Annotated in this window: 15 protein-coding genes; 8 read left to right on the top strand and 7 right to left on the bottom strand. The window is 73.2% G+C overall.

Annotated features, from left to right (window positions below):
• The first annotated feature begins 103 nt into the window (after positions 1-103).
• On the top strand, positions 104-661 hold the full coding sequence (locus ACFXG1_RS26775; protein ID WP_384744881.1) for a DoxX family protein: 558 nt from the start codon (positions 104-106) through the stop codon (positions 659-661).
• Here ACFXG1_RS26775 and ACFXG1_RS26780 read toward each other — a convergent pair.
• Positions 568-918 carry a hypothetical protein gene (locus ACFXG1_RS26780; protein WP_384712901.1) on the bottom strand — a complete coding sequence of 117 codons (351 nt, stop codon included), beginning with the start codon at positions 916-918 and terminating at the stop codon, positions 568-570. The genes ACFXG1_RS26775 and ACFXG1_RS26780 overlap by 94 nt on opposite strands.
• Complete coding sequence (locus ACFXG1_RS26785) at positions 905-2,515, bottom strand: PspC domain-containing protein (protein WP_384744883.1); 1,611 nt, start codon at positions 2,513-2,515, stop codon at positions 905-907. Before ACFXG1_RS26785 ends, ACFXG1_RS26780 begins: the two co-directional genes overlap by 14 nt.
• Before the next feature lie 210 nt (positions 2,516-2,725).
• On the opposite strand from ACFXG1_RS26785, the gene ACFXG1_RS26790 reads away from it, so the two are divergent.
• Complete coding sequence (locus tag ACFXG1_RS26790; protein WP_384712895.1) at positions 2,726-4,036, top strand: PspC domain-containing protein; 1,311 nt, start codon at positions 2,726-2,728, stop codon at positions 4,034-4,036.
• Positions 4,033-4,749 (top strand): LuxR C-terminal-related transcriptional regulator, encoded by a 717-nt coding sequence (locus ACFXG1_RS26795; RefSeq protein ID WP_384712892.1) that lies wholly within the window; start codon positions 4,033-4,035, stop codon positions 4,747-4,749. The genes ACFXG1_RS26790 and ACFXG1_RS26795 overlap by 4 nt, the downstream gene beginning before the upstream one ends.
• Before the next feature lie 87 nt (positions 4,750-4,836).
• On the opposite strand, the gene ACFXG1_RS26800 is transcribed toward ACFXG1_RS26795, so the two are convergent.
• The gene (locus ACFXG1_RS26800) at positions 4,837-5,898 is read right to left on the bottom strand and encodes an NlpC/P60 family protein (protein ID WP_384712889.1); all 1,062 of its coding nucleotides are present in this window, start codon (positions 5,896-5,898) and stop codon (positions 4,837-4,839) included.
• Positions 5,899-6,143: 245 nt separating this feature from the next.
• Between ACFXG1_RS26800 and ACFXG1_RS26805 the strand changes: the two genes are divergently transcribed.
• On the top strand, positions 6,144-6,497 hold the full coding sequence (locus tag ACFXG1_RS26805) for a hypothetical protein (RefSeq protein ID WP_384712886.1): 354 nt from the start codon (positions 6,144-6,146) through the stop codon (positions 6,495-6,497).
• A 148-nt stretch (positions 6,498-6,645) separates the two neighbouring features.
• Positions 6,646-9,150 carry a DNA helicase PcrA gene (gene pcrA, locus ACFXG1_RS26810; RefSeq protein ID WP_384712883.1) on the top strand — a complete coding sequence of 835 codons (2,505 nt, stop codon included), beginning with the start codon at positions 6,646-6,648 and terminating at the stop codon, positions 9,148-9,150.
• Positions 9,151-9,258: 108 nt separating this feature from the next.
• Here pcrA and ACFXG1_RS26815 read toward each other — a convergent pair whose 3' ends face one another.
• Together ACFXG1_RS26815 and ACFXG1_RS26820 are read right to left on the bottom strand one after the other, a co-directional pair.
• Positions 9,259-10,815, bottom strand: coding sequence for a M23 family metallopeptidase (locus ACFXG1_RS26815; RefSeq protein ID WP_384744886.1), 1,557 nt, complete (start codon positions 10,813-10,815; stop codon positions 9,259-9,261).
• Positions 10,816-11,105: 290 nt separating this feature from the next.
• Entirely contained in the window at positions 11,106-12,104 is a 999-nt protein-coding gene (locus tag ACFXG1_RS26820) for an esterase/lipase family protein (protein WP_384744888.1), read from the bottom strand.
• A 304-nt stretch (positions 12,105-12,408) separates the two neighbouring features.
• Between ACFXG1_RS26820 and ACFXG1_RS26825 the strand changes: the two genes are divergently transcribed.
• Positions 12,409-12,831 carry a cobalamin B12-binding domain-containing protein gene (locus ACFXG1_RS26825; protein WP_384720127.1) on the top strand — a complete coding sequence of 141 codons (423 nt, stop codon included), beginning with the start codon at positions 12,409-12,411 and terminating at the stop codon, positions 12,829-12,831.
• A gap of 181 nt (positions 12,832-13,012) precedes the next feature.
• Here the strand turns inward: ACFXG1_RS26825 and ACFXG1_RS26830 are convergent, their stop codons facing one another.
• Positions 13,013-14,626 (bottom strand): DUF5691 domain-containing protein, encoded by a 1,614-nt coding sequence (locus ACFXG1_RS26830; protein ID WP_384744890.1) that lies wholly within the window; start codon positions 14,624-14,626, stop codon positions 13,013-13,015.
• Between the two features lie 526 nt (positions 14,627-15,152).
• The gene (locus ACFXG1_RS26835; RefSeq protein WP_384744892.1) at positions 15,153-16,541 is read right to left on the bottom strand and encodes an SWIM zinc finger family protein; all 1,389 of its coding nucleotides are present in this window, start codon (positions 16,539-16,541) and stop codon (positions 15,153-15,155) included.
• Positions 16,542-16,681: 140 nt separating this feature from the next.
• On the opposite strand from ACFXG1_RS26835, the gene ACFXG1_RS26840 reads away from it, so the two are divergent.
• The gene (locus ACFXG1_RS26840) at positions 16,682-17,833 is read left to right on the top strand and encodes an AAA family ATPase (protein ID WP_384722653.1); all 1,152 of its coding nucleotides are present in this window, start codon (positions 16,682-16,684) and stop codon (positions 17,831-17,833) included.
• A partial coding sequence (locus ACFXG1_RS26845) for a DUF5682 family protein (RefSeq protein WP_384744894.1) occupies positions 17,830-18,367 on the top strand: 538 nt, incomplete at its 3' end. The genes ACFXG1_RS26840 and ACFXG1_RS26845, both read left to right, overlap by 4 nt.

Genomic DNA, 18,367 nt, shown 5'->3' on the forward strand with positions numbered 1-18,367 from the left:
GGCCGTCCCGTACGTATGGTCGGCGACGGTGTTCTGAGTACCCAGCGGTCCGGCCGGAAACGGAACGGACGGAACGGGCCGATCCGGAGGAGAGGTACGGGCGATGGTGCACACACGGCGGGGGACCGCGGGCACGGACGGCGGGAGCGGCGGCGGGGGCGGGGGATTCCTCACCCGGCTGCGTGGACAGTGCGACCGGCTGCGGGAGCTGGGCGCCCGGCACGCCCTGCTGCCCCTGCGGATCTTCCTCGGTGTGACCTTCGTCTACGCCGGACTCGACAAGCTCGGCGACGACGCGTTCCTCGCCGCCGAGGGCACCGGCTCGATCGGCGCGCTGATGAACGCCGTCCGGGACGGCTCGGCCGTCCCCTGGCTCGTCGACATCGCCCTCAAGGACCCGGTGGCCTTCGGCGAGGCCATCGCCTGGGGCGAGATCGCCGTCGGCGTCGGTACGCTCCTCGGCCTGCTGACCCGGGTCGCCGCGCTCGGCGGCGCGCTGATCTCGTTGAGCCTGTGGCTGACCGTCAGCTGGCAGACCGAGCCGTACTACTACGGCAACGACCTCGCCTATCTGATGGCCTGGCTGCCGCTGGTGCTCGGCGGGGCGCCGCTGCTCTCGGCGGACGCGCTGCTCGCGAGACGGCGGCGGCGTACGGCGTAGTGGGCGAGGCCCGCGGCGCCCGCGAGCGCCAGCCCGCCGAAGACCACCGGGAACACCACGAACCACGGGGTGCTCCAGCTCCCGGCCGCGTCCCCGGCGAAGACCAGCGTCGCGGCCAGCGCCGCCGTGCCCGCGATCGCCCGGCCGGGGCGGAAGCCGTGCAGCATCCGCGGGCGCGGCGCGGCGGACGGGCCGGCGCCGGGGGCCGCGACGCCGGTTTCGCCGGGACGCGGCGCGGTGTTGTCAGGACGCGGCACGGGCCACCTCCACCTGTCCGATACCGACCTGGATGAACAGCTCGACCGTACCGGCCTTCTCCGCCGTCCCGGGGCCCGTGGGACCGGAGCCCGCCGTTCCGGAGCCCGCTGTCCCGGAGCCCGTGGGACCGGGCCCCGCCGGCCCGGCCGGGCGGGGCGCGGGCAGGACCGCGTTCCGCTCCTGGCCGGGGGAGAGGTCGATGTCGTTCTTCGGATCCCCGGGCAACCGGATGTCACCGAGCCCGGCCTCGGCCCGCAGCCGGACCTCGACCCCGGCCGGGACGATCACCCGGGCCTTGCCGACACCCACCTCGGCGGTGGTCGACACGGTCTGCCCCGGTTCCAGGGCCAGCCGGGACAGATCGACCACCGCGACACCGGACCCCAGTTCGTACCGGGGCTCGACCGCGGCGACCGTCATCGGCTGCCAGGTCGTCCGCCGCCAGTCGGTGCCGATGTGCTCGGGCAGGGCGGCGGACGCGGCCAGCAGCAGGGCCGTGACGGCGGTCAGGAAGACCGTCCCGAAGCCGGTACGGCCCAGGCACGAGCTGAGCACCAGACCGACGCCGAAGACCCCCAGCGCCGCCACCAGGCCGATCTGGAGGCTGGTGCCCAGCGGATGGTGGGCCCAGCTCAGCTGGATCCCCATATAGCAGGCGACGGCGGCGACGCCGAAGAGCGTGCCCCCGATGGAGCGGGGGCCGTCCGTGGTGCGCGAGCGCCGGGAGCGCCTGCCCTTGTCCCGGCCGGGCCCGTCGTCCAGCGCGTCCTCCGGACCCCACAGGTATCCCGGCTCCTCCGCGCCGTCCGGGCCCGACGCGCCCTGCCTGGCCGGCGGGTCCCGCCACCAGGACGGCGCCTCGGGCACGGGCGGCGCCTTCGTCTCGGGCGGCGCGTCCGGGACGGCGTGCGCGGACGCGGCGGAGCCCACGACCCCCGGCGCGCCTTCGGGCGGTGCGGCCGTACGCCGTCTCGACCAGACGGCGACGCCGGTGGCGGCGATCGCGAGCTGGGCGGCGAAGGCCAGAGTGCCGGTGCTGTTGAGCACCGTCAGGAAGAGACCGCAGCCGATCAGCGCCAGGAACACCGCGGTCAGCGCCGCGCCGTCGACCCGGCCGCCCAGCAGCCTGCGCCCCTCGGACTCCTCCTCGCCCTCGGCGGGGACCAGCAGCCAGGCGAAGCCGTAGAAGATCATTCCGAAGCCGCCGGTCACGGCGAGCACGCCCAGCACCACCCGGAAGATCACCGGGTCGATGTCGCAGTACCGCCCGAGGCCGCCGCAGACACCGCCGAGCACCCGCTGCCGTCCGTCGCGGCGCAACTGCCGGGGCCGGGGGCCTGACACCGCGTCGCCCGCGAAGGCGGGGTCGGTCGGGTCCGCCGGGTCCGCCGGGTCCGTCGGGTCCTCGTCCGCCGGGCGGCCGGGTCCTTCGCCCGTCCCGGTTTCCCCGGGCCGCGGGCCCGCCGCGGGCGGCTCGTCGCGCGGTTCCTCGCGCCCCCGGGCCCCCCGGGGCCCGTCGTCGGTCGGGTCGCCGTCGCCGTCGCCGGGGGAGGCTTCGGGCGGGCCGGAGGTCGCGGCGGGGGGCGGCTGCTTCATACGTCCATGGTGACGGCAGCGCCCCGCGCGGGGGACCGGGGACGACCCTGGCCCGTCCCTGATATCCACCCCGATGTCCGACCTCGATGTCCGACCCCGATCTCCGGCGCCGGCGTACCCGACCGTCTTTCCCGGTCCCGGCCGCGCTCAGGGTCGTTCTCGGGGTCGCCCCTGATACCGGAGGGCCGCCGTTCGTGTGACGATCGAACCATGCCCGTCGCCCCGCCCCGCCCGGCCACCGACTGCCCGCGGCCCACGCGCTCCGCCGCGCCCGCGGAGGACGTACCGCTGCGCAGGCTCTACCGCAGCGCCGACGGGCGTCTCCTCGGCGGGGTGGCCCGCGGACTCGCCGGACATCTCGGCGTCCCCGTCGCCTGGGTGCGGCTGGTCTTCCTCGCGCTCCTGCTCGCCGACGGCCTCGGGATACTGCTGTACGCGGCCTTCTGGGTCTTCGTCCCCCTCGGCGTCGGGGGCCGCGCCACCGAACACCGCCCCCTCTTCGAGGTCGCGGCCGACGGCCGCCGCCGACTCCGCAAACCGGACAAGGGACAGGTCTTCGCACTGGCGGCGCTCGGCGTCGGCGTGCTCGTCTTCATCGGCGACCTCAACACCACAGGACGGGCCGACCGCTATATCTGGCCGACCCTGCTGATCGGCGCCGGAGTCGTCCTGGTGTGGCGGCAGGCCGACAACGCCCGGCGGGCCCGCTGGACCTCGGCCGACTCCCGGCACCGCAGGCTCTTCCAGCTCGCGCGCGCCCTCGTCGGCGTCGCCCTCGTCGGTACCGGACTCACCGTCTTCATGGTCGTCCGGGGCTCCGCGGCCCAGCTCGGCAACGTCCTCACCGCCGCCGTCGCCGTCATCGCCGGGATCGCCCTGCTCGCCGGGCCCTGGCTGGTCCGGATGACCCAGGACCTGTCCGAGGAGCGGACGATGCGCATCCGGGCCCAGGAACGGGCCGAGGTCGCCGCCCACGTACACGACTCCGTCCTGCACACCCTCACGCTGATCCAGCGCCGCGCCGACGACCCGGGCGAGGTCCGCAGGCTCGCCCGCGCCCAGGAGCGCGAGCTGCGCAACTGGCTCTACAAGCCCGAGGGCACCGGCAAGGAGGAGGAAGAGGAGCCCGACACCCTCGCCGATGCCGTGAAGAAGGCCGCCGCCGAGGTCGAGGACAAACACGGTGTGCCCCTGGAGGTCGTGGTGGTCGGCGACTGCCCGCTCGACGAGAAGCTGTCGGCCTGTATGCAGGCCGCGCGCGAGGCGATGGTCAACGCCGCCAAGTACGGTGGCGAGGGCGGCCCCGTACAGGTGTTCGCCGAAGTCGACGGCCGTAACGTCTTCGTCTCCGTCCGCGATCGGGGCCCCGGGTTCGATCCCGACGCCGTCCCTGCCGACAGAATGGGCGTCAGGGAGTCGATCGTCGGCCGGATGCAGCGCAACGGCGGTACGGCCCGGCTCACCTCGGCGCCCGGGGAGGGCACGGAAGTGGAGCTCACCATGGAGAGGGCGGACTCATGACGGCGGAGTGGACAGGACAGCCGGGGGACGGGCGGACGGACGGCGACGAGCCGCGCCGGGTGAGGGTGGTCCTTGTCGACGACCACCGGATGTTCCGTACCGGGGTCCAGGCCGAGATCGGCCGTACCGAGACCACCGGGGTCGAGGTCGTCGGCGAGGCGGCCGACGTCGACCAGGCGGTGACCGTGATCACCGCGACCCGGCCCGAGGTCGTCCTCCTCGACGTCCACCTCCCGGGCGGCGGCGGGGTGGAGGTCCTGCGCCGCTGCGCCCCCCTGATGGGCGCCGCAGACCATCCCGTACGGTTCCTCGCGCTCTCGGTCTCGGACGCGGCGGAGGACGTCATCGGCGTCATCCGGGGCGGCGCGCGCGGCTATGTCACCAAGACCATCACCGGGACCGACCTGGTCGCCTCGATCTTCCGGGTCCAGGAGGGAGACGCGGTCTTCTCCCCCCGGCTGGCCGGATTCGTCCTCGACGCCTTCGCCTCCACCGACGCCCCACCGGTCGACGAGGACCTCGACCGCCTCACCCAGCGCGAACGCGAGGTCCTCCGGCTGATCGCCCGGGGCTACGCGTACAAGGAGATCGCCAAGCAGCTCTTCATCTCGGTGAAGACGGTCGAGTCCCATGTTTCCGCGGTCCTGCGCAAACTCCAGCTCTCCAACCGCCACGAACTCACCCGCTGGGCCACGGCCCGCCGGCTCGTCTGACGGACGGGGCTCGTCCCGGAGGCCCCGCGTTCCCGAGGCCCCCCACCGTCCCGCCGCACCGGCCGCACCGGCCGCGTCGCTACACCGCTACACCGGCCGGGTCGCCGCGACGAACGGCATCTCGTCCACCGGCGCGAACCGCACCACCCCGCCCGGCCTCGGCGCGTGGATCATCCGTCCGCCGCCCACGTACAGCCCGACATGCGTGACCCCCGGATAGAAGAAGACCAGGTCACCCGGCGCGAGTTCGGATCGCCCGACCCGCCGCCCCGCGCCGATCTGGGTGTACGTGGTCCTCGGCAGAGACACCCCGGCCGCCCGCCAGGCCGCCTGGGTCAGCCCGGAGCAGTCGTACGACGCCGGGCCCGTGGCGCCCCAGACGTACGGTTTGCCGAGCGCCCCGTACGCGTACGCCACCGCGCGCGCCGCCCGGGGGTTCGGCGCCGTCACGCCGGGCCCGGGGGCGCCTGCCGACGCCTGGGCCGACGCCGACGCCGACGCCTGGGTCGGAGCCGGTGGGGCGGAGACCCGCTTCAGCAGCGCGTCCGCCGCCGCCAGCTTCCGCTGCACCTCGGCCTTGCGGCCGGCCAGTTCGGCCTGGTGGTCCCGCAGGTCGTCGACCCGCCGCCCGGCCCGGTCGCGCAGACCGTCGAGGGCCGTCAGCTCGCCCCGTACCTCCCGCACCACCGCCGCGTGCCGCCGCCCGACGAGCCGGTCGATCGCGGCCCGCTCCAGATAGCCGTCGGGGTCGGCGTCGAGGGCGAGCCGGATCGCGGGATCGACCGCACCGGCCCGGTACTGCGCGCCGGCCATCGAACCGAGGGCGGACCGGGACGCGTTCAGCCGCTCCGTACGCCGCGCCGTCTCGTCGCGCAGCCGCTCCAGCTCCTCCCGCGCCCGGTCGGTCCGCTCCTTCACACCGGTGTACGCGTCGGTGGCGGCCTCCGCCTCCTGATAGAGCTGTTCGACCCGCGCCTTGACCTGCTCGGGAGTGAGCACGGTGTCGGCGGAACCGGTCCCGTTGAACGCCGTGGCGGTCGCCGCGCCCGCGAGCGCCAGGGTGGTGGCGGTCCTGGCCGCGGGCCGTACGGCGAATGGATTCAGCCGGGCCTGCTTCGGTTTGCGGTGCGCTGCCACGAGGGCGTCCACGTCCTTCCCCGGTCGTCCGGTGTTCCCCGGCCGGTGTGTGCGATTCGTCCGGGGCAGGACGCTAAGCCGGAGGTCACGGTCTGGAGGCGGAACGACTGATTCTGCCCGAAGATGGACGACCTCGGCTGCCATCCGTGAGTGCTTGGTCACCGTGTGTGCCGTTACGGCTCCGGACCTGACCGATACGGCGAATGAGGCTTACCTGACCGAATGTGGGTGCTATGGCGGTGGCTAGGCTCCGCCGTATGGACGTACTCATCAATGTGTTCGTGGCGCTCCACATCATCGGTATCGCGTCCCTGCTCGGCGGCTTCCTCACCCAGATGAAGGCGATGGGCGAGGGCACCGCGCGCTTCACCCCCGCGATGCTGCACGGCGCGCTCACGATGCTGGTCACGGGCGTCGCCCTGGTCGGTCTCAACCAGGCCGACGACCAGGCGGTCAACAACCTCAAGATCGGCCTCAAGATGGCCGTCCTGGTGGTGATCCTGGCGCTGGTGTACGTCAAGCGGGACGACGAGCGGGTGGAGAAGCCGCTCTTCGGCGCGGTGGGCGGACTGACGGTCGTGAACATCTTCATCGCGACGCTCTGGACCTGACCGGACGCGCGGAGTCCGCGACGGTTTCGCGACGGGACCCCCTGGGAAGCCGGGGTGGAACGCGGCGGGCGGACCGAGGTGGTCGGAAGCGGCGGGTTCCGGCGGACGGCCACGGGCTGTCAGTGGCCCGGCATAGACTCGGAGAGCGATGAGCAGCCTCTTTGACGAAGACTTCCTGGCAAGCCTCCAGCAGACGCCGGAGGAGCCGCCTCCGCCGCCCGAGGACCACGAGGGCCCGGAGGGGCACGCCCGCGAGGAGATCCCCGACGATCTCTTCCAGGGCGCCTACGACCTGCCCCCGGACCGTGACGCGTACCACCGTGACGGCGCCCCGCGTACGGTCATCGACCCGGACGCCCTGCTCGACGGGTTGAACGAGCAGCAGCGCGCCGCCGTCGTGCACACCGGATCCCCGCTGCTCATCGTCGCCGGCGCGGGCTCCGGCAAGACCAGGGTCCTCACCCACCGGATCGCCCATCTGCTGGCCACCCGCAAGGTCCACCCCGGTCAGATACTGGCGATCACCTTCACCAACAAGGCCGCCGGTGAGATGAAGGAGCGGGTCGAGCATCTCGTCGGCCCCCGGGCGAACGCGATGTGGGTCTCCACCTTCCACAGCGCCTGCGTCCGGATCCTGCGCCGCGAGTCGAAGAAGCTCGGCTTTACCTCGTCCTTCTCGATCTACGACGCCGCCGACTCCAAGCGCCTGATGGCGCTGGTCTGCCGCGATCTCGATCTGGACCCGAAGAAGTTCCCGCCGAAGTCCTTCAGCGCCAAGATCTCCAACCTGAAGAACGAGCTGGTCGACGAGGAGTCGTTCGCCGACCAGGCGGCTGGGGGTACCTCCCAGGCCGAAGGCTCTGGGGGAGGTTTCGAGAAGACGCTGGCCGAGGCGTACCGGATGTACCAGTCCCGGCTGCGCGAGGCCAACGCGCTGGACTTCGACGACATCATCATGACGACGGTCCACCTCCTCCAGGCGTTCCCGGACGTCGCCGAGCACTACCAGCGGCGTTTCCGCCATGTCCTCGTCGACGAGTACCAGGACACCAACCACGCGCAGTACACCCTGGTCCGTGAGCTGGTCGGGACCGGGCAGGAGGATCTGCCGCCCGCCGAGCTGTGCGTCGTCGGCGACGCCGACCAGTCGATCTACGCCTTCCGCGGCGCGACCATCCGCAACATCCTCCGGTTCGAGGAGGACTACGCGGACGCGACCACGATCCTGCTGGAGCAGAACTACCGCTCCACGCAGACGATCCTCTCCGCCGCCAACGCCGTGATCGAGCGGAACGAGAGCCGCCGCCCCAAGAACCTGTGGACGAACGCGGGCGAGGGCGCGCGGATCACCGGCTATGTCGCCGACACCGAACACGACGAGGCCCAGTTCGTCGCCGACGAGATCGACCGGCTCACCGACGCGGGCGACGCGAAGGCGGGCGATGTCGCCGTCTTCTACCGCACCAACGCCCAGTCCCGGGTCTTCGAGGAGATCTTCATCCGGGTCGGACTGCCCTACAAGGTCGTCGGCGGTGTCCGTTTCTACGAGCGCAAGGAGGTCAGGGACGTCCTGGCCTATCTGCGGGTGCTCGCCAACCCCGAGGACAACGTCCCGCTGCGCCGGATCCTCAATGTCCCCAAGCGGGGCATCGGCGAACGGGCCGAGGCGATGATCGACGCCCTCGCGCTCCGCGAGAAGATCACCTTCCCGCAGGCGCTGCGCCGGGTGGACGAGGCGTACGGCATGGCCGCCCGCTCGGCCAACGCCGTCAAGCGGTTCAACGTCCTGATGGAAGAGCTGCGGACGATCACCGAATCCGGTGCGGGCCCCGCCGTCGTCCTGGAGGCGGTGCTGGAGCGGACCGGCTATCTCGCCGAACTGCAGGCGTCGACCGACCCCCAGGACGAGACCAGGATCGAGAACCTCCAGGAACTGGCCGCGGTGGCGCTGGAGTTCGAGCAGGCCAGGTCCGAGGAGGAGGGCGCGGGGACCCTTCCCGAGTTCCTCGAACAGGTCGCGCTGGTCGCCGACTCCGACCAGATCCCCGACGAGGACGACGAGGGCACCGGCGTCATCACCCTGATGACCCTGCACACGGCCAAGGGGCTGGAGTTCCCCGTGGTCTTCCTCACCGGTATGGAGGACGGCGTCTTCCCGCATATGCGGGCCCTCGGCCAGACCAAGGAGCTGGAGGAGGAGCGCAGGCTCGCCTATGTCGGCATCACCCGGGCCCGGGAGCGGCTGTATCTGACCCGGTCCACGATGCGCAGCGCCTGGGGCCAGCCCTCGTACAACCCGCCGTCCCGCTTTCTGGAGGAGATCCCCGGACAGCATCTGGAGTGGAAGCGGACCGGCCCGATGGGCGCGCCCGCCGGGGCGATCTCCGCGTCCGGGTCGCGGCTGCCGTCGATGCCGTCGGCCCGTGCGGGCTCCCGCTCCACCGCCGCCACCGGCTTCGCCACCCGGCGCGGCGCGTCCGAACGGCCGGTGATCGCCCTGGCGATCGGGGACCGCGTCACCCACGACCAGTTCGGACTCGGCACCGTGGTCGAGGTCAGGGGTACGGGCTCGGACGCCCAGGCGACGATCGACTTCGGGGACGTCAAGCCGAAGCGGCTGCTGCTGCGGTACGCGCCGGTCGAGAAGTTGTAGCCGGCTCGGGCAGCGCCGGACATACGCGAACCGGCCCCATGGCGGGGCCGGTTCGGGTCGTACGTATCAGGTTGTCCGTATCGCGTCGTACGTATCAGGTCATACGGATCAGACGGGGTTGAGGCCCTTGCTCTGGAGCCAGGTCAGCGGATTGATATGGGAGCCGCCGCCGGGGCGCACCTCGAAGTGGAGATGGGGACCGGTGGAGTTGCCGGAGCTGCCGGCGTAGCCGATCACCTCACCGGCCTTCACCTTGCCGGACCGGACCTTCGCGGACGCCAGATGGCAGTACCAGGTCTCCGTGCCGTCGGGCGCGGTCACGATGACCATGTTCCCGTACGCCCCGTTGTACTGGGTACGGACCACGCCGTCGGTCGCGGCCATCACCTCGGCCCCGTAGTCCACGGGGAAGTCGATCCCGGTGTGCAGGGCCATCCAGTTGACGCCGGACTGCCCGTAGTAGGTGCTCAGACCCTTCTGCTGCACCGGCAGGGCGAACTTGGGGCGGAGGGCTTCCTTCCGCTTCGCCTCGGCCTCGCGCTTCTGCCGCTCGGCCTCCTGGCGGGCCTTCAGATCGATCCGCTCCTGGGTCCGGGAGGCCCGGTCCCCGAAGTCGCGGGCCTCGGCGCTGAGCGCGGCGAGCTGGGTGTCCATCCGGTTGTTCACCGCGACCTGCTCCACGGCGGCCGCGGTGTCGGCGGCGGCGAGGGTCGTGGTGTCCGTCTTCTTCTGCGGCTCGGCCCCGATATCGCCCACGGACGCGGCGGCGATACCCGCCACCCCCATCACACAGGCGGAGGGCACGGCGACGGTCAGCAGCGCCGAACGCTTCGCGGGTGTACGGCGCCGTCCGCGCCCGCCGCCGCCACCGCCCGCGCGGCGTACGGGCCGCGGGGTGACGGGGGCGGCTCCGGTGATGGTGCCGTAGCCGTGGTCGTCGGCGTCGGGGGTGGTGACCTCGCCGAGGTCGTACTCCGGCCCTGGCCCGTCGTAGTCGACCGCGGGCACGACGGCGGTCTCGTCGGCGCCGTGGTGGCCGTCACCGCCGTCGCCGCTCCCGCCGCCGGTCAGTCCGGCCATCGCCGCCGGGTCGAACTCCCGCGTCCCGAAGTCGTCGGAGCCGAACTCCTGCTCCGGGACGTACTGCTGGGGTACGAGGGGGAGCGGCTCGGCCACTTCGCCGGCGGTCCCGGCGTCGGGGCCCGTCTCGGCGCCCGTGTTCCAGGCGGTGGCGTCATAGGTCCCGGACTCGAAGACGGGGGCGGCCCACTGGCCGCTCCCGGAGTCGTAGCCGAAGGTGGCCGCCGCGCCCTCGTACGGGGCCGACTGCGCGTCCTGGCCCGTCTGGTTCCAGGCGGAGGCGTCCCACTGGCCGGTGGTGTCGTACGTCGTGTCGTACCCGGCGACGCCCGTAACCCCGGCCGCCCCGGCGACCCCGCCGGTGTCGACCGGGGAGTCGTAGCCGGCCGTGCCGTAGGAGTCGTAGCCCCCGGCATAACCCGCGGCGGTCTCATGGGAACCGGTGGCCCACTGAGTCGCGTCGTACTGGGTGGCGGGGTCCGGGTTCGAGTCCGGAAGAGCACCGAAGAGGGGGTCGGTCTCAAAGCCGCCGGTGGGGTAGGTGTCGTGGCCGACGTACCCGGCGTGGGCGTGCTGGTCGTTCACCAACTTCTCTCTCGCCTCGGCAGCAGGACCGCTGGATCCAGGTCATGAAGCACACGGGACCCAGAGGGAAACCAGTGGCGCGACTGTACCCGGCGGTATGCGACGGCGACAATCTTCCACAGGTTTTACGCGGTCAGGAAAGGGGCATTCGAGCGCCTTTCGGCGAGGCGGGGCACAGCCTTGGCCGTACGTTCGAAATTCGTTCGACAAACCGTCACCTCGTGTGAGGCTTTGCGCTGTGCCCGGCCGGACCGGGGGCGCTCCGGCCGTCGCCGCCCGGTCCGGCCCGCCTACGCCACCCTGACCGGTTCGCCGGTGACGGTCCGGACCGAACTCCCCGTACGGGCCCCGCCGCCCGGCGCGGTCAGCGCCTCCCGGATCCGCGCGGCGACGGCCGGATGGACCGGCAGGGCGAGATGGCCGATGCCGCTCACCCGGACGTTCTCCGTCCATAGATCGGGATGGTGCAACTGGGCCGTCTCCAGCGGGACCATCCACTGGTCCAGCTCGCTCCAGAAGCTGATGAAGCGGGTACGGCAGCCGGGCGCGGGGCGGCTCAGCTCCGCGATCAGGGGCGAGTCCGGGCGCATCTGCCGCACGATGGGATGCGCGCTGGCCAGCGGGACGACAGAGGTACCCGTATGGGGTGTACCGAGCGTGACGACATTCCGTACCCGCAGGTCACCGCCGAGGCACTGGGCGTAGTAGCGGGCGATCAGCCCGCCCAGGCTGTGTCCGACGAGATCGACGCCGTCCCGGCCCGTACGGGCGCAGACCTCCTCGACATGGCGGCCCAGCAGCTCGGCGGCGGCATGGATGTCGCAGGTCAGCGGCGAATAGTTCAGACACTGGAGATCGCGCCAGCCGTGCCGGGCGAGGGAGCGGCGGAGCAGGACGAACACGGAACGGTTGTCCACGAACCCGTGCAGCATCAGCACGGGCCGCGGCTCCGGGGTCCCGTCCTCCCGCGACCTGCGCGCGGTGGGGGCCTTGGCGGCTCCGGCGGCTCCGGCGGCTCCGGCGGTTTTGGGGGCTCCGGGGGCTTTGGGGGTTTTGGCGGCGCGCGGCGCCGGATCCGCCGGATCGGGTGCCTGGGCACGGGCCGGGCGCTCATCGGTCAGGCCCGCGGGGTACAGCATCAGATGCCCGGCCAGGATCGCCAGCTCCAAAGCGGTCGACCGCAGCGCCACCGAGGGCATCCGGGGCTCGCACAGCTCCCACAACTGCTCGACCGTGCGACGGTTGGTCAGACTCCGGGGCACCCCGGAAATGAAGGACAGGACCTGCATGGACCCACCTCCGTACGGCGCGCGGGAGGCGACGTCGGCTCCCGTCCGCCCTCATGGCGCCGCGGCCCACGGCCCACGCGACCCCGTACGGTCCGGGGAGGCTCGCCGCGCGGGCCCCGGAAGCGGCTCCTTCGCGAACGTGCCCGCGGGGGTGGCCCGAAGGCCGCCCGATGCGGGTACGCCACGTGTCGAACTGGTCCCATATGTGATTTCCCCCTCCCGGTCCTCCGCGAAACGGCCCCGTGCGGGATGCTGTAGATAACGATCGTTCACTCGGTGGCGCAGTCAGGGTGTGGAGGCAGAGATGGGTGTGACCGGTCCGATCCGCGTAGTAGTGGCCAAACCCGGACTCGACGGACACGATCGGGGGGCGAAGGTGATCGCGCGGGCCCTGCGGGACGCGGGCATGGAGGTCATCTACACCGGTCTCCACCAGACCCCCGAACAGATCGTCGACACCGCGATCCAGGAGGACGCGGACGCGATCGGCCTGTCGATCCTCTCCGGCGCGCACAACACGCTCTTCGCGCGAGTCCTGGAACTTCTGAAGGAACGGGACGCGGAGGACATCCGGGTCTTCGGCGGCGGGATCATTCCCGAGGCGGATATCGCTCCGCTGAAGGAGCAGGGAGTGGCGGAGATCTTCACCCCCGGCGCGACGACGACCTCGATCGTGGAGTGGGTCTCCCGCACCCTCCGAGGCGCAACGCCTCCCGCTGTGGGGTAGCCCGCCGTAGCGCTCGCGCTATGCGTGTGCCCCGCGCTCCTGGATGTTCGACCCGCCGTTCACAGGTGCGGGCATGTGGAGGCGTTCAGGGGCGCGGGGTACTGCGCGATCAGCCCACCACCGGGCCGCGGCCGGGACGGGAGGGTCACCGGAACGGTGGGGGCGGGTGCGGGGGCGGGGGCTAGCCCGCCAGTTCGGTGTGCATCGCCGCTCGGAGACGGAGCGTGGCGACCAGGCGGTGGAAGGCCTCCGACCAGTATGTGCCCGCGCCCGGGGACGCCGATTCCGATTCCTCCGGCGGTGCCGTGAGGAGGTCGAGGCGCGACGCCTCCACAGGGTCGAGGCAGCGCTCCGCGAGGCCCATCACGCCGCTGAAGCTCCACGGGTAGCTGCCCGCCTCGCGGGCGATCTCCAGGGCGTCGACCACGGCATGGCCCAGCGGCTCCGCCCAGGGGACCGCGCAGACGCCGAGGAGCTGGAAGGCGTCGGAGAGGCCGTGCGCGGAGACGAAGGCCGCGGTCCACAGGGCCCGCTCCTCCGGGGGGAGCGTGTTCAGCAGTTTGGCGCGCTCGGAGAGGGACGCCGTACCGGGGCCGCTCTCCGGCGGCGCCCCGGGGGAGCCGAGCAGCGCCCGGGACCATTCCGCGTCGCGCTGGCGGACCGCCGCCCGGCACCAGGCGGTGTGCAGTTCGTCCGCCCAGCCGTCGGCGACCGACAGCGCGACGATCTTCCGCGGCCCGAGACCGTCGAAGACGCGGGCCCAGACCGTGAGCGGCGCGGCTTCGACGAGCTGACCCAGCCACCAGGCCCGCTTGCCGCGACCGGTCGGCGGGTTGAGGACGACGCCGTCGCGCTGCATGGCGTCGTCGCAGGCGTGAGGCGCGTCGACGGCGATCGTGCCGGGGGCGGAGCCCGGCCGGACGCAGGCCGATGCGCGGTCCGCCATCCGCCCGGCGAAGGCCGACCGGGGCAACGAGGAGAGCAGCTCCGCCGCCGTGGCGCGGACATTGCGGCTGCGATCCGTCAGGGCCTGCTCCAGGAACTGCTCGTCGGGGTCCGCGAGCCCGGTCCTGAGGGTGTCGAGGAACATCAGACGGTCCTCGGCGCGCTCGGTCCGCCAGGTCCCGGCCAGCAGGTCGAGGGCGCGGGCCGGATCCTGGGCGCGTACCGCTTCCAGCAGGGCGACCCGTTCGGCGAACAGGCCCTCCTCCCAGAGCCGCTCCACGGCGGGGGCGTCCGAGGTGTCCGGCAGGAGGACACTGCCGCCCGCCGCGCCCCGCAGCGCGTACTTCCACTCCGGGTTGAACCGGGCGAGCCACAGCCCGCGCGCCCCGGCGAAGGCCAGTGTCTGCGGACGCAGGTCGGCACGGGCGCGGGCGGCGTCCAACAGGGCGGGCAGCAGGGGCGCGGGAGCCCGGTAGCCGCGCTCGTTGGCGGCGGCGAGCCACTGGGGCAGCAACTCCGTCAGATCGGGCGCCGCTCCCCGCCGGCCGCCCGCCGACGGGGCGGCCCGGTCCGCGAGGAACTGGAGCAGTCTGCGGTGGGCCGCCGCCGGCAGCCGCGGGCGGTCGTCGGCGGGCGCGGGCTCGGGCCGGGGAGCCGGTGTCGCGGGCAGCAGCCCGGCCCGGCGGCGGACGGTGTGGACCGCCGCCGCGTCGAGCAGCGCGGCGGGCGCCTCCTTGCCCGGGGTGAGGACCGAACGCGGTGGCTCCCGCCGGTCCGTGCCGAGCAGGGCGGCGGTGACCAGGTCTTCCCACGGGGCGGAGCCCGGGGTGTCGGTGATGCTCTGCGACATGGTGGTGTGGCCTCTTCTCCCACGGACGGGTATGCGGTGCGCCGGGCCGCCGCCCGCCCAATGTAGCGGGCGGCGGCCGGTACGGGTCACGGGCGCGGTGATCTCGGTTCGGTCAGGGGGACTTGGCGTACGGGCGCGTTACGGGGTGTGCCGTTCCGAGTCGCTGTCCGCGTGCCACGCGGGTGCGCGGTACGCGGATCGGACGGGGTGCCGTCCTCGTCGTTTCGGGTGAGTTGTTCCATGGTCCGAGCCGGACTTCGACGTGGTTGCCGTCGGATGCTGGACGCTGACTCCTCGGGTGGTGGCCGACAGTTCGTCGTTGGTGCGGCCCGCCCGGGTACGACCCGGGCCGGGCGTCGGCACGGGTTCTCCGTGCGTTCGAGCCGTGCGCGTTGTCGTGCCGTTGTGTCGTCGTGTGTCGTTGTGTGGCGTCGTGTCGTGCGATGGAGCGGTCGTGCGGTCGCGCGGTCGGCGGTCTCCGTACGGCCGGAGCCGTACCCGCCCGCCGGGATCAGGGCTGTGAACGTCAGACCAGGGCTATCGGCTCCGGGCCCGCCGCGGGCGACCACGCGGCGAGGGGGAGCGCGCCCGCATGGCCGAACTCCGCGAAGACCGTGACCGGTCCGCCGCCGGAGAGGGCCACGAGCTTCCACAGGCCCGGTCTGCTGAGCGCGGCCGGTGCCAGCGGCAGCGCCGCGTCGCCGGACGCGTCGGCCAGTTGCCAGCCGCCGGCGGTACCGTCCCCGGACGGCACGGGGACCGGGACGACATCGGTGAGCGTCACCGGCCAGGACTCCAGCCAGGGGTCGTCGGCCAGGGCCCGGCCGTAGGCCGTGAGAGCCGCCGTCACCGGCCCGCCGGGCGGCGGGACCGCGGGCTCGCCGGTGAGCCGGTGCCCCTCGCGCAGATCGGCCCGGAGCTGCCCCGCCCCGGGATACGGCACCAGCTCGCCCGCCAGTTCGCCGCCGACCGGGAGGGCGAGCGCGGGCGAGCGGCCCGCGGCCCCGAACGACAGCAGCAGCGCCGTACGGCCCGAATCCGCGCCGTGGACCCAGACACGGCGCGTGGTCACCTTGCCGTCGGACGCGTCGTACTGCGCGAGGACCCGCCAGCGGTCCGGGACCGGCGACCCGTCGGCGGGGGAGCTGATCCCCACCCGGGTACGTACCGTCGCGGCCAGCGGCTCCGGCAGACCGTCCCGGCCGAGCCAGGCCGTGTCCAGCAGATGGACCAGCGCGCACTCCTCCAGCAGCCGGACGTGCCAGCCCGGTCCCGAGCCGGGGATCGCCCCCAGCTCCCGGACCCGGGCCGCGAGCCCCGGCGCCTGCGCGTCGACCATCCGGGCCGCCGTCTCCTCCCACAGGCCGTATCCCCCGTGGTCGGCCGATGCGAGCCCGCCGCGCAGCAGATCCGCCAGGCGCTGCTCCAGCTCGGTCGCGCCCGCCGTGATCCGCTCGGCGCGGCGCTCCGCCCGGCGGTGGGCGGCGGCCGGGTCGGCGGCCCGGCCGCCCCCCGCCGTACCGCCCGCCCCCTCCGCACCCGCTTCCGTCTCCCGCTGCTTCTCCGCGCGCTGCCGCCGCCCGTCCAGCCACTGCCCGGCCCAGTCGGGCACGTCCCCGTGGCCCGCCGCGTGCTCGTCCCCCGCCCAGAGCAGCAGCAGACCCAGCGCGTGCTTGCACGGGAACTTGCGACTGGGGCAACTACAGCTGTACGCGGGCCCGGTCGTGTCCACGACCGTCTGATACGGCTTCTTGCCGCTGCCCTTGCACAGACCCCAGACGGCCCCGTCGCCGTCGCTTCCCGCGCCGGACCACGGTCCGGCCGTGGCGAGCTTGTTCCCCGCCTTCTGTGATGCCGCGTCAGGAGCCAGTGACAGCACCTGTTCCGGCGTCCAGCGAACCCCCGGTGCATTCATGTCTCCGACCGTACGGGCCACCACTGACAATCCCCCCGGCCATCCACTCCCACCTGCGGAAACGGGCCGTTGTCAGTGGGGTGGTGCAGTGTGGTGAACAGCTCGGACCGACCTTGCGGAACGACGTTTGAGGGGGAGTCATGCCCGTGTCCGGAACCATCGACGAGACCACCCGGGAAACCACCGGCGAGATCGCCGGGGACGCGCCGTCCGCCGACGCGCTGAGGCCGCACGCGGAGGACGCCTTCGCGGCCGAACTGGCGGCGCTGGCCGCCGCCGACGACCGGCCCCGGCCCGTCGGCTGGCGGATGTCGCCGTGGGCCGTCGCGCTCTATCTCCTCGGCGGCACCCTGCCCGACGGCACGGTGATCACCCCGAAGTACGTGGGGCCGCGCCGGATCGTGGAGGTCGCCGTCACGACGCTCGCCACCGACCGCGCGCTGCTGCTCCTCGGCGTGCCCGGCACCGCGAAGACCTGGGTGTCCGAGCATCTCGCCGCCGCCGTCAGCGGCGACTCGACCCTCCTCGTCCAGGGCACGGCCGGCACCCCGGAGGAAGCCGTCCGCTACGGCTGGAACTACGCCCGGCTGCTCGCCCACGGACCCAGCCGGGAAGCGCTCGTGCCCAGCCCCGTGATGCGCGCCATGCGGGACGGGATGACGGCCCGGGTGGAGGAGCTGACCCGGATCCCCGCCGATGTGCAGGACACCCTGATCACCATCCTCTCCGAGAAGACCCTGCCGATCCCGGAGCTGGGCCAGGAGGTCCAGGCGGTCAGGGGCTTCAATCTGATCGCCACCGCCAATGACCGGGACCGCGGTGTCAACGAGCTGTCCAGCGCCCTGCGCCGGCGGTTCAACACGGTCGTCCTGCCGCTGCCCGCCACGGCCGACGACGAGGTCGACATCGTCTCCCGGCGGGTCGACCAGATCGGCAAGTCGCTCGATCTGCCCGCCGTGCCCGAGGGCATCGAGGAGATCCGGCGCGTCGTCACCGTCTTCCGCGAGCTGCGCGGCGGGGTCTCCTCCGACGGCCGCACCAAGCTCAAGTCCCCCTCCGGGACACTCTCCACCGCCGAGGCGATCTCCGTCGTCACGGGCGGGCTCGCGCTCTCCGCGCACTTCGGCGACGGGGTGCTGCGCCCCGCCGACATCGCCGCCGGGATCCTCGGCGCCGTGGTCCGAGACCCGGCGGCGGACCGGGTGATCTGGCAGGAGTATCTGGAGACCGTGGTCCGCGAGCGCGACGGCTGGAAGGACTTCTACCGCGCCTGCCGTGAGGTCGGCGCATGACCGGCACACCGCCCGTGCCGTCCCGGGCCGGGGACGGGCCGCTGCTGCTGGGCGTCCGGCACCACGGCCCCGGGTCCGCCCGCGCCGTCGCCGCCGCGCTGGCGGCGGCCGCCCCCGACGCCGTACTGATCGAGGGCCCGCCCGAGGCGGACGCCCTTGTGGCGCTCGCCGCCGACGAGGGCATGCGGCCGCCGGTCGCCCTGCTCGCGCACGCGGTGGACGACCCGGGGCGGGCCGCGTTCTGGCCCTTCGCCGACTTCTCCCCCGAGTGGGTGGCGATCCGCTGGGCCCTCGCCCATGACGTCCCCGTGCGCTTCATCGACCTGCCCGCCGCGCACACCCTCGCCATGACCGGCGACCCGGGCCGGGGCGGAGGCACGGACGGCGACCACGGCACGGACGGCGCGGACACGACCGGGACAGCGGTGCCGGACTTCATCGAGATGTTCGTCCAGATCGGGCGCATCGGGCGGTCGCTGGGCGTCCATCTCCTGCTCGCGTCGCAGCGGTTGGAGGAGGGCCGGCTGCGCGGTC

It is taken from the genome of Streptomyces sp. NPDC059248, assembly GCF_042753905.1.
Taxonomy (GTDB): domain Bacteria; phylum Actinomycetota; class Actinomycetes; order Streptomycetales; family Streptomycetaceae; genus Streptomyces.

Coding starts and splice junctions, on each gene's coding strand:
- ACFXG1_RS26775 (WP_384744881.1), top strand. CDS start 104: ATGGTGCACACACGGCGGGGGACCGCGGGCACGGACGGCGGGAGCGGC.
- ACFXG1_RS26785 (WP_384744883.1), bottom strand. CDS start 2,515: ATGAAGCAGCCGCCCCCCGCCGCGACCTCCGGCCCGCCCGAAGCCTCC.
- ACFXG1_RS26790 (WP_384712895.1), top strand. CDS start 2,726: ATGCCCGTCGCCCCGCCCCGCCCGGCCACCGACTGCCCGCGGCCCACG.
- ACFXG1_RS26795 (WP_384712892.1), top strand. CDS start 4,033: ATGACGGCGGAGTGGACAGGACAGCCGGGGGACGGGCGGACGGACGGC.
- ACFXG1_RS26805 (WP_384712886.1), top strand. CDS start 6,144: ATGGACGTACTCATCAATGTGTTCGTGGCGCTCCACATCATCGGTATC.
- pcrA (WP_384712883.1), top strand. CDS start 6,646: ATGAGCAGCCTCTTTGACGAAGACTTCCTGGCAAGCCTCCAGCAGACG.
- ACFXG1_RS26820 (WP_384744888.1), bottom strand. CDS start 12,104: ATGCAGGTCCTGTCCTTCATTTCCGGGGTGCCCCGGAGTCTGACCAAC.
- ACFXG1_RS26825 (WP_384720127.1), top strand. CDS start 12,409: ATGGGTGTGACCGGTCCGATCCGCGTAGTAGTGGCCAAACCCGGACTC.
- ACFXG1_RS26830 (WP_384744890.1), bottom strand. CDS start 14,626: ATGTCGCAGAGCATCACCGACACCCCGGGCTCCGCCCCGTGGGAAGAC.
- ACFXG1_RS26835 (WP_384744892.1), bottom strand. CDS start 16,541: ATGAATGCACCGGGGGTTCGCTGGACGCCGGAACAGGTGCTGTCACTG.
- ACFXG1_RS26840 (WP_384722653.1), top strand. CDS start 16,682: ATGCCCGTGTCCGGAACCATCGACGAGACCACCCGGGAAACCACCGGC.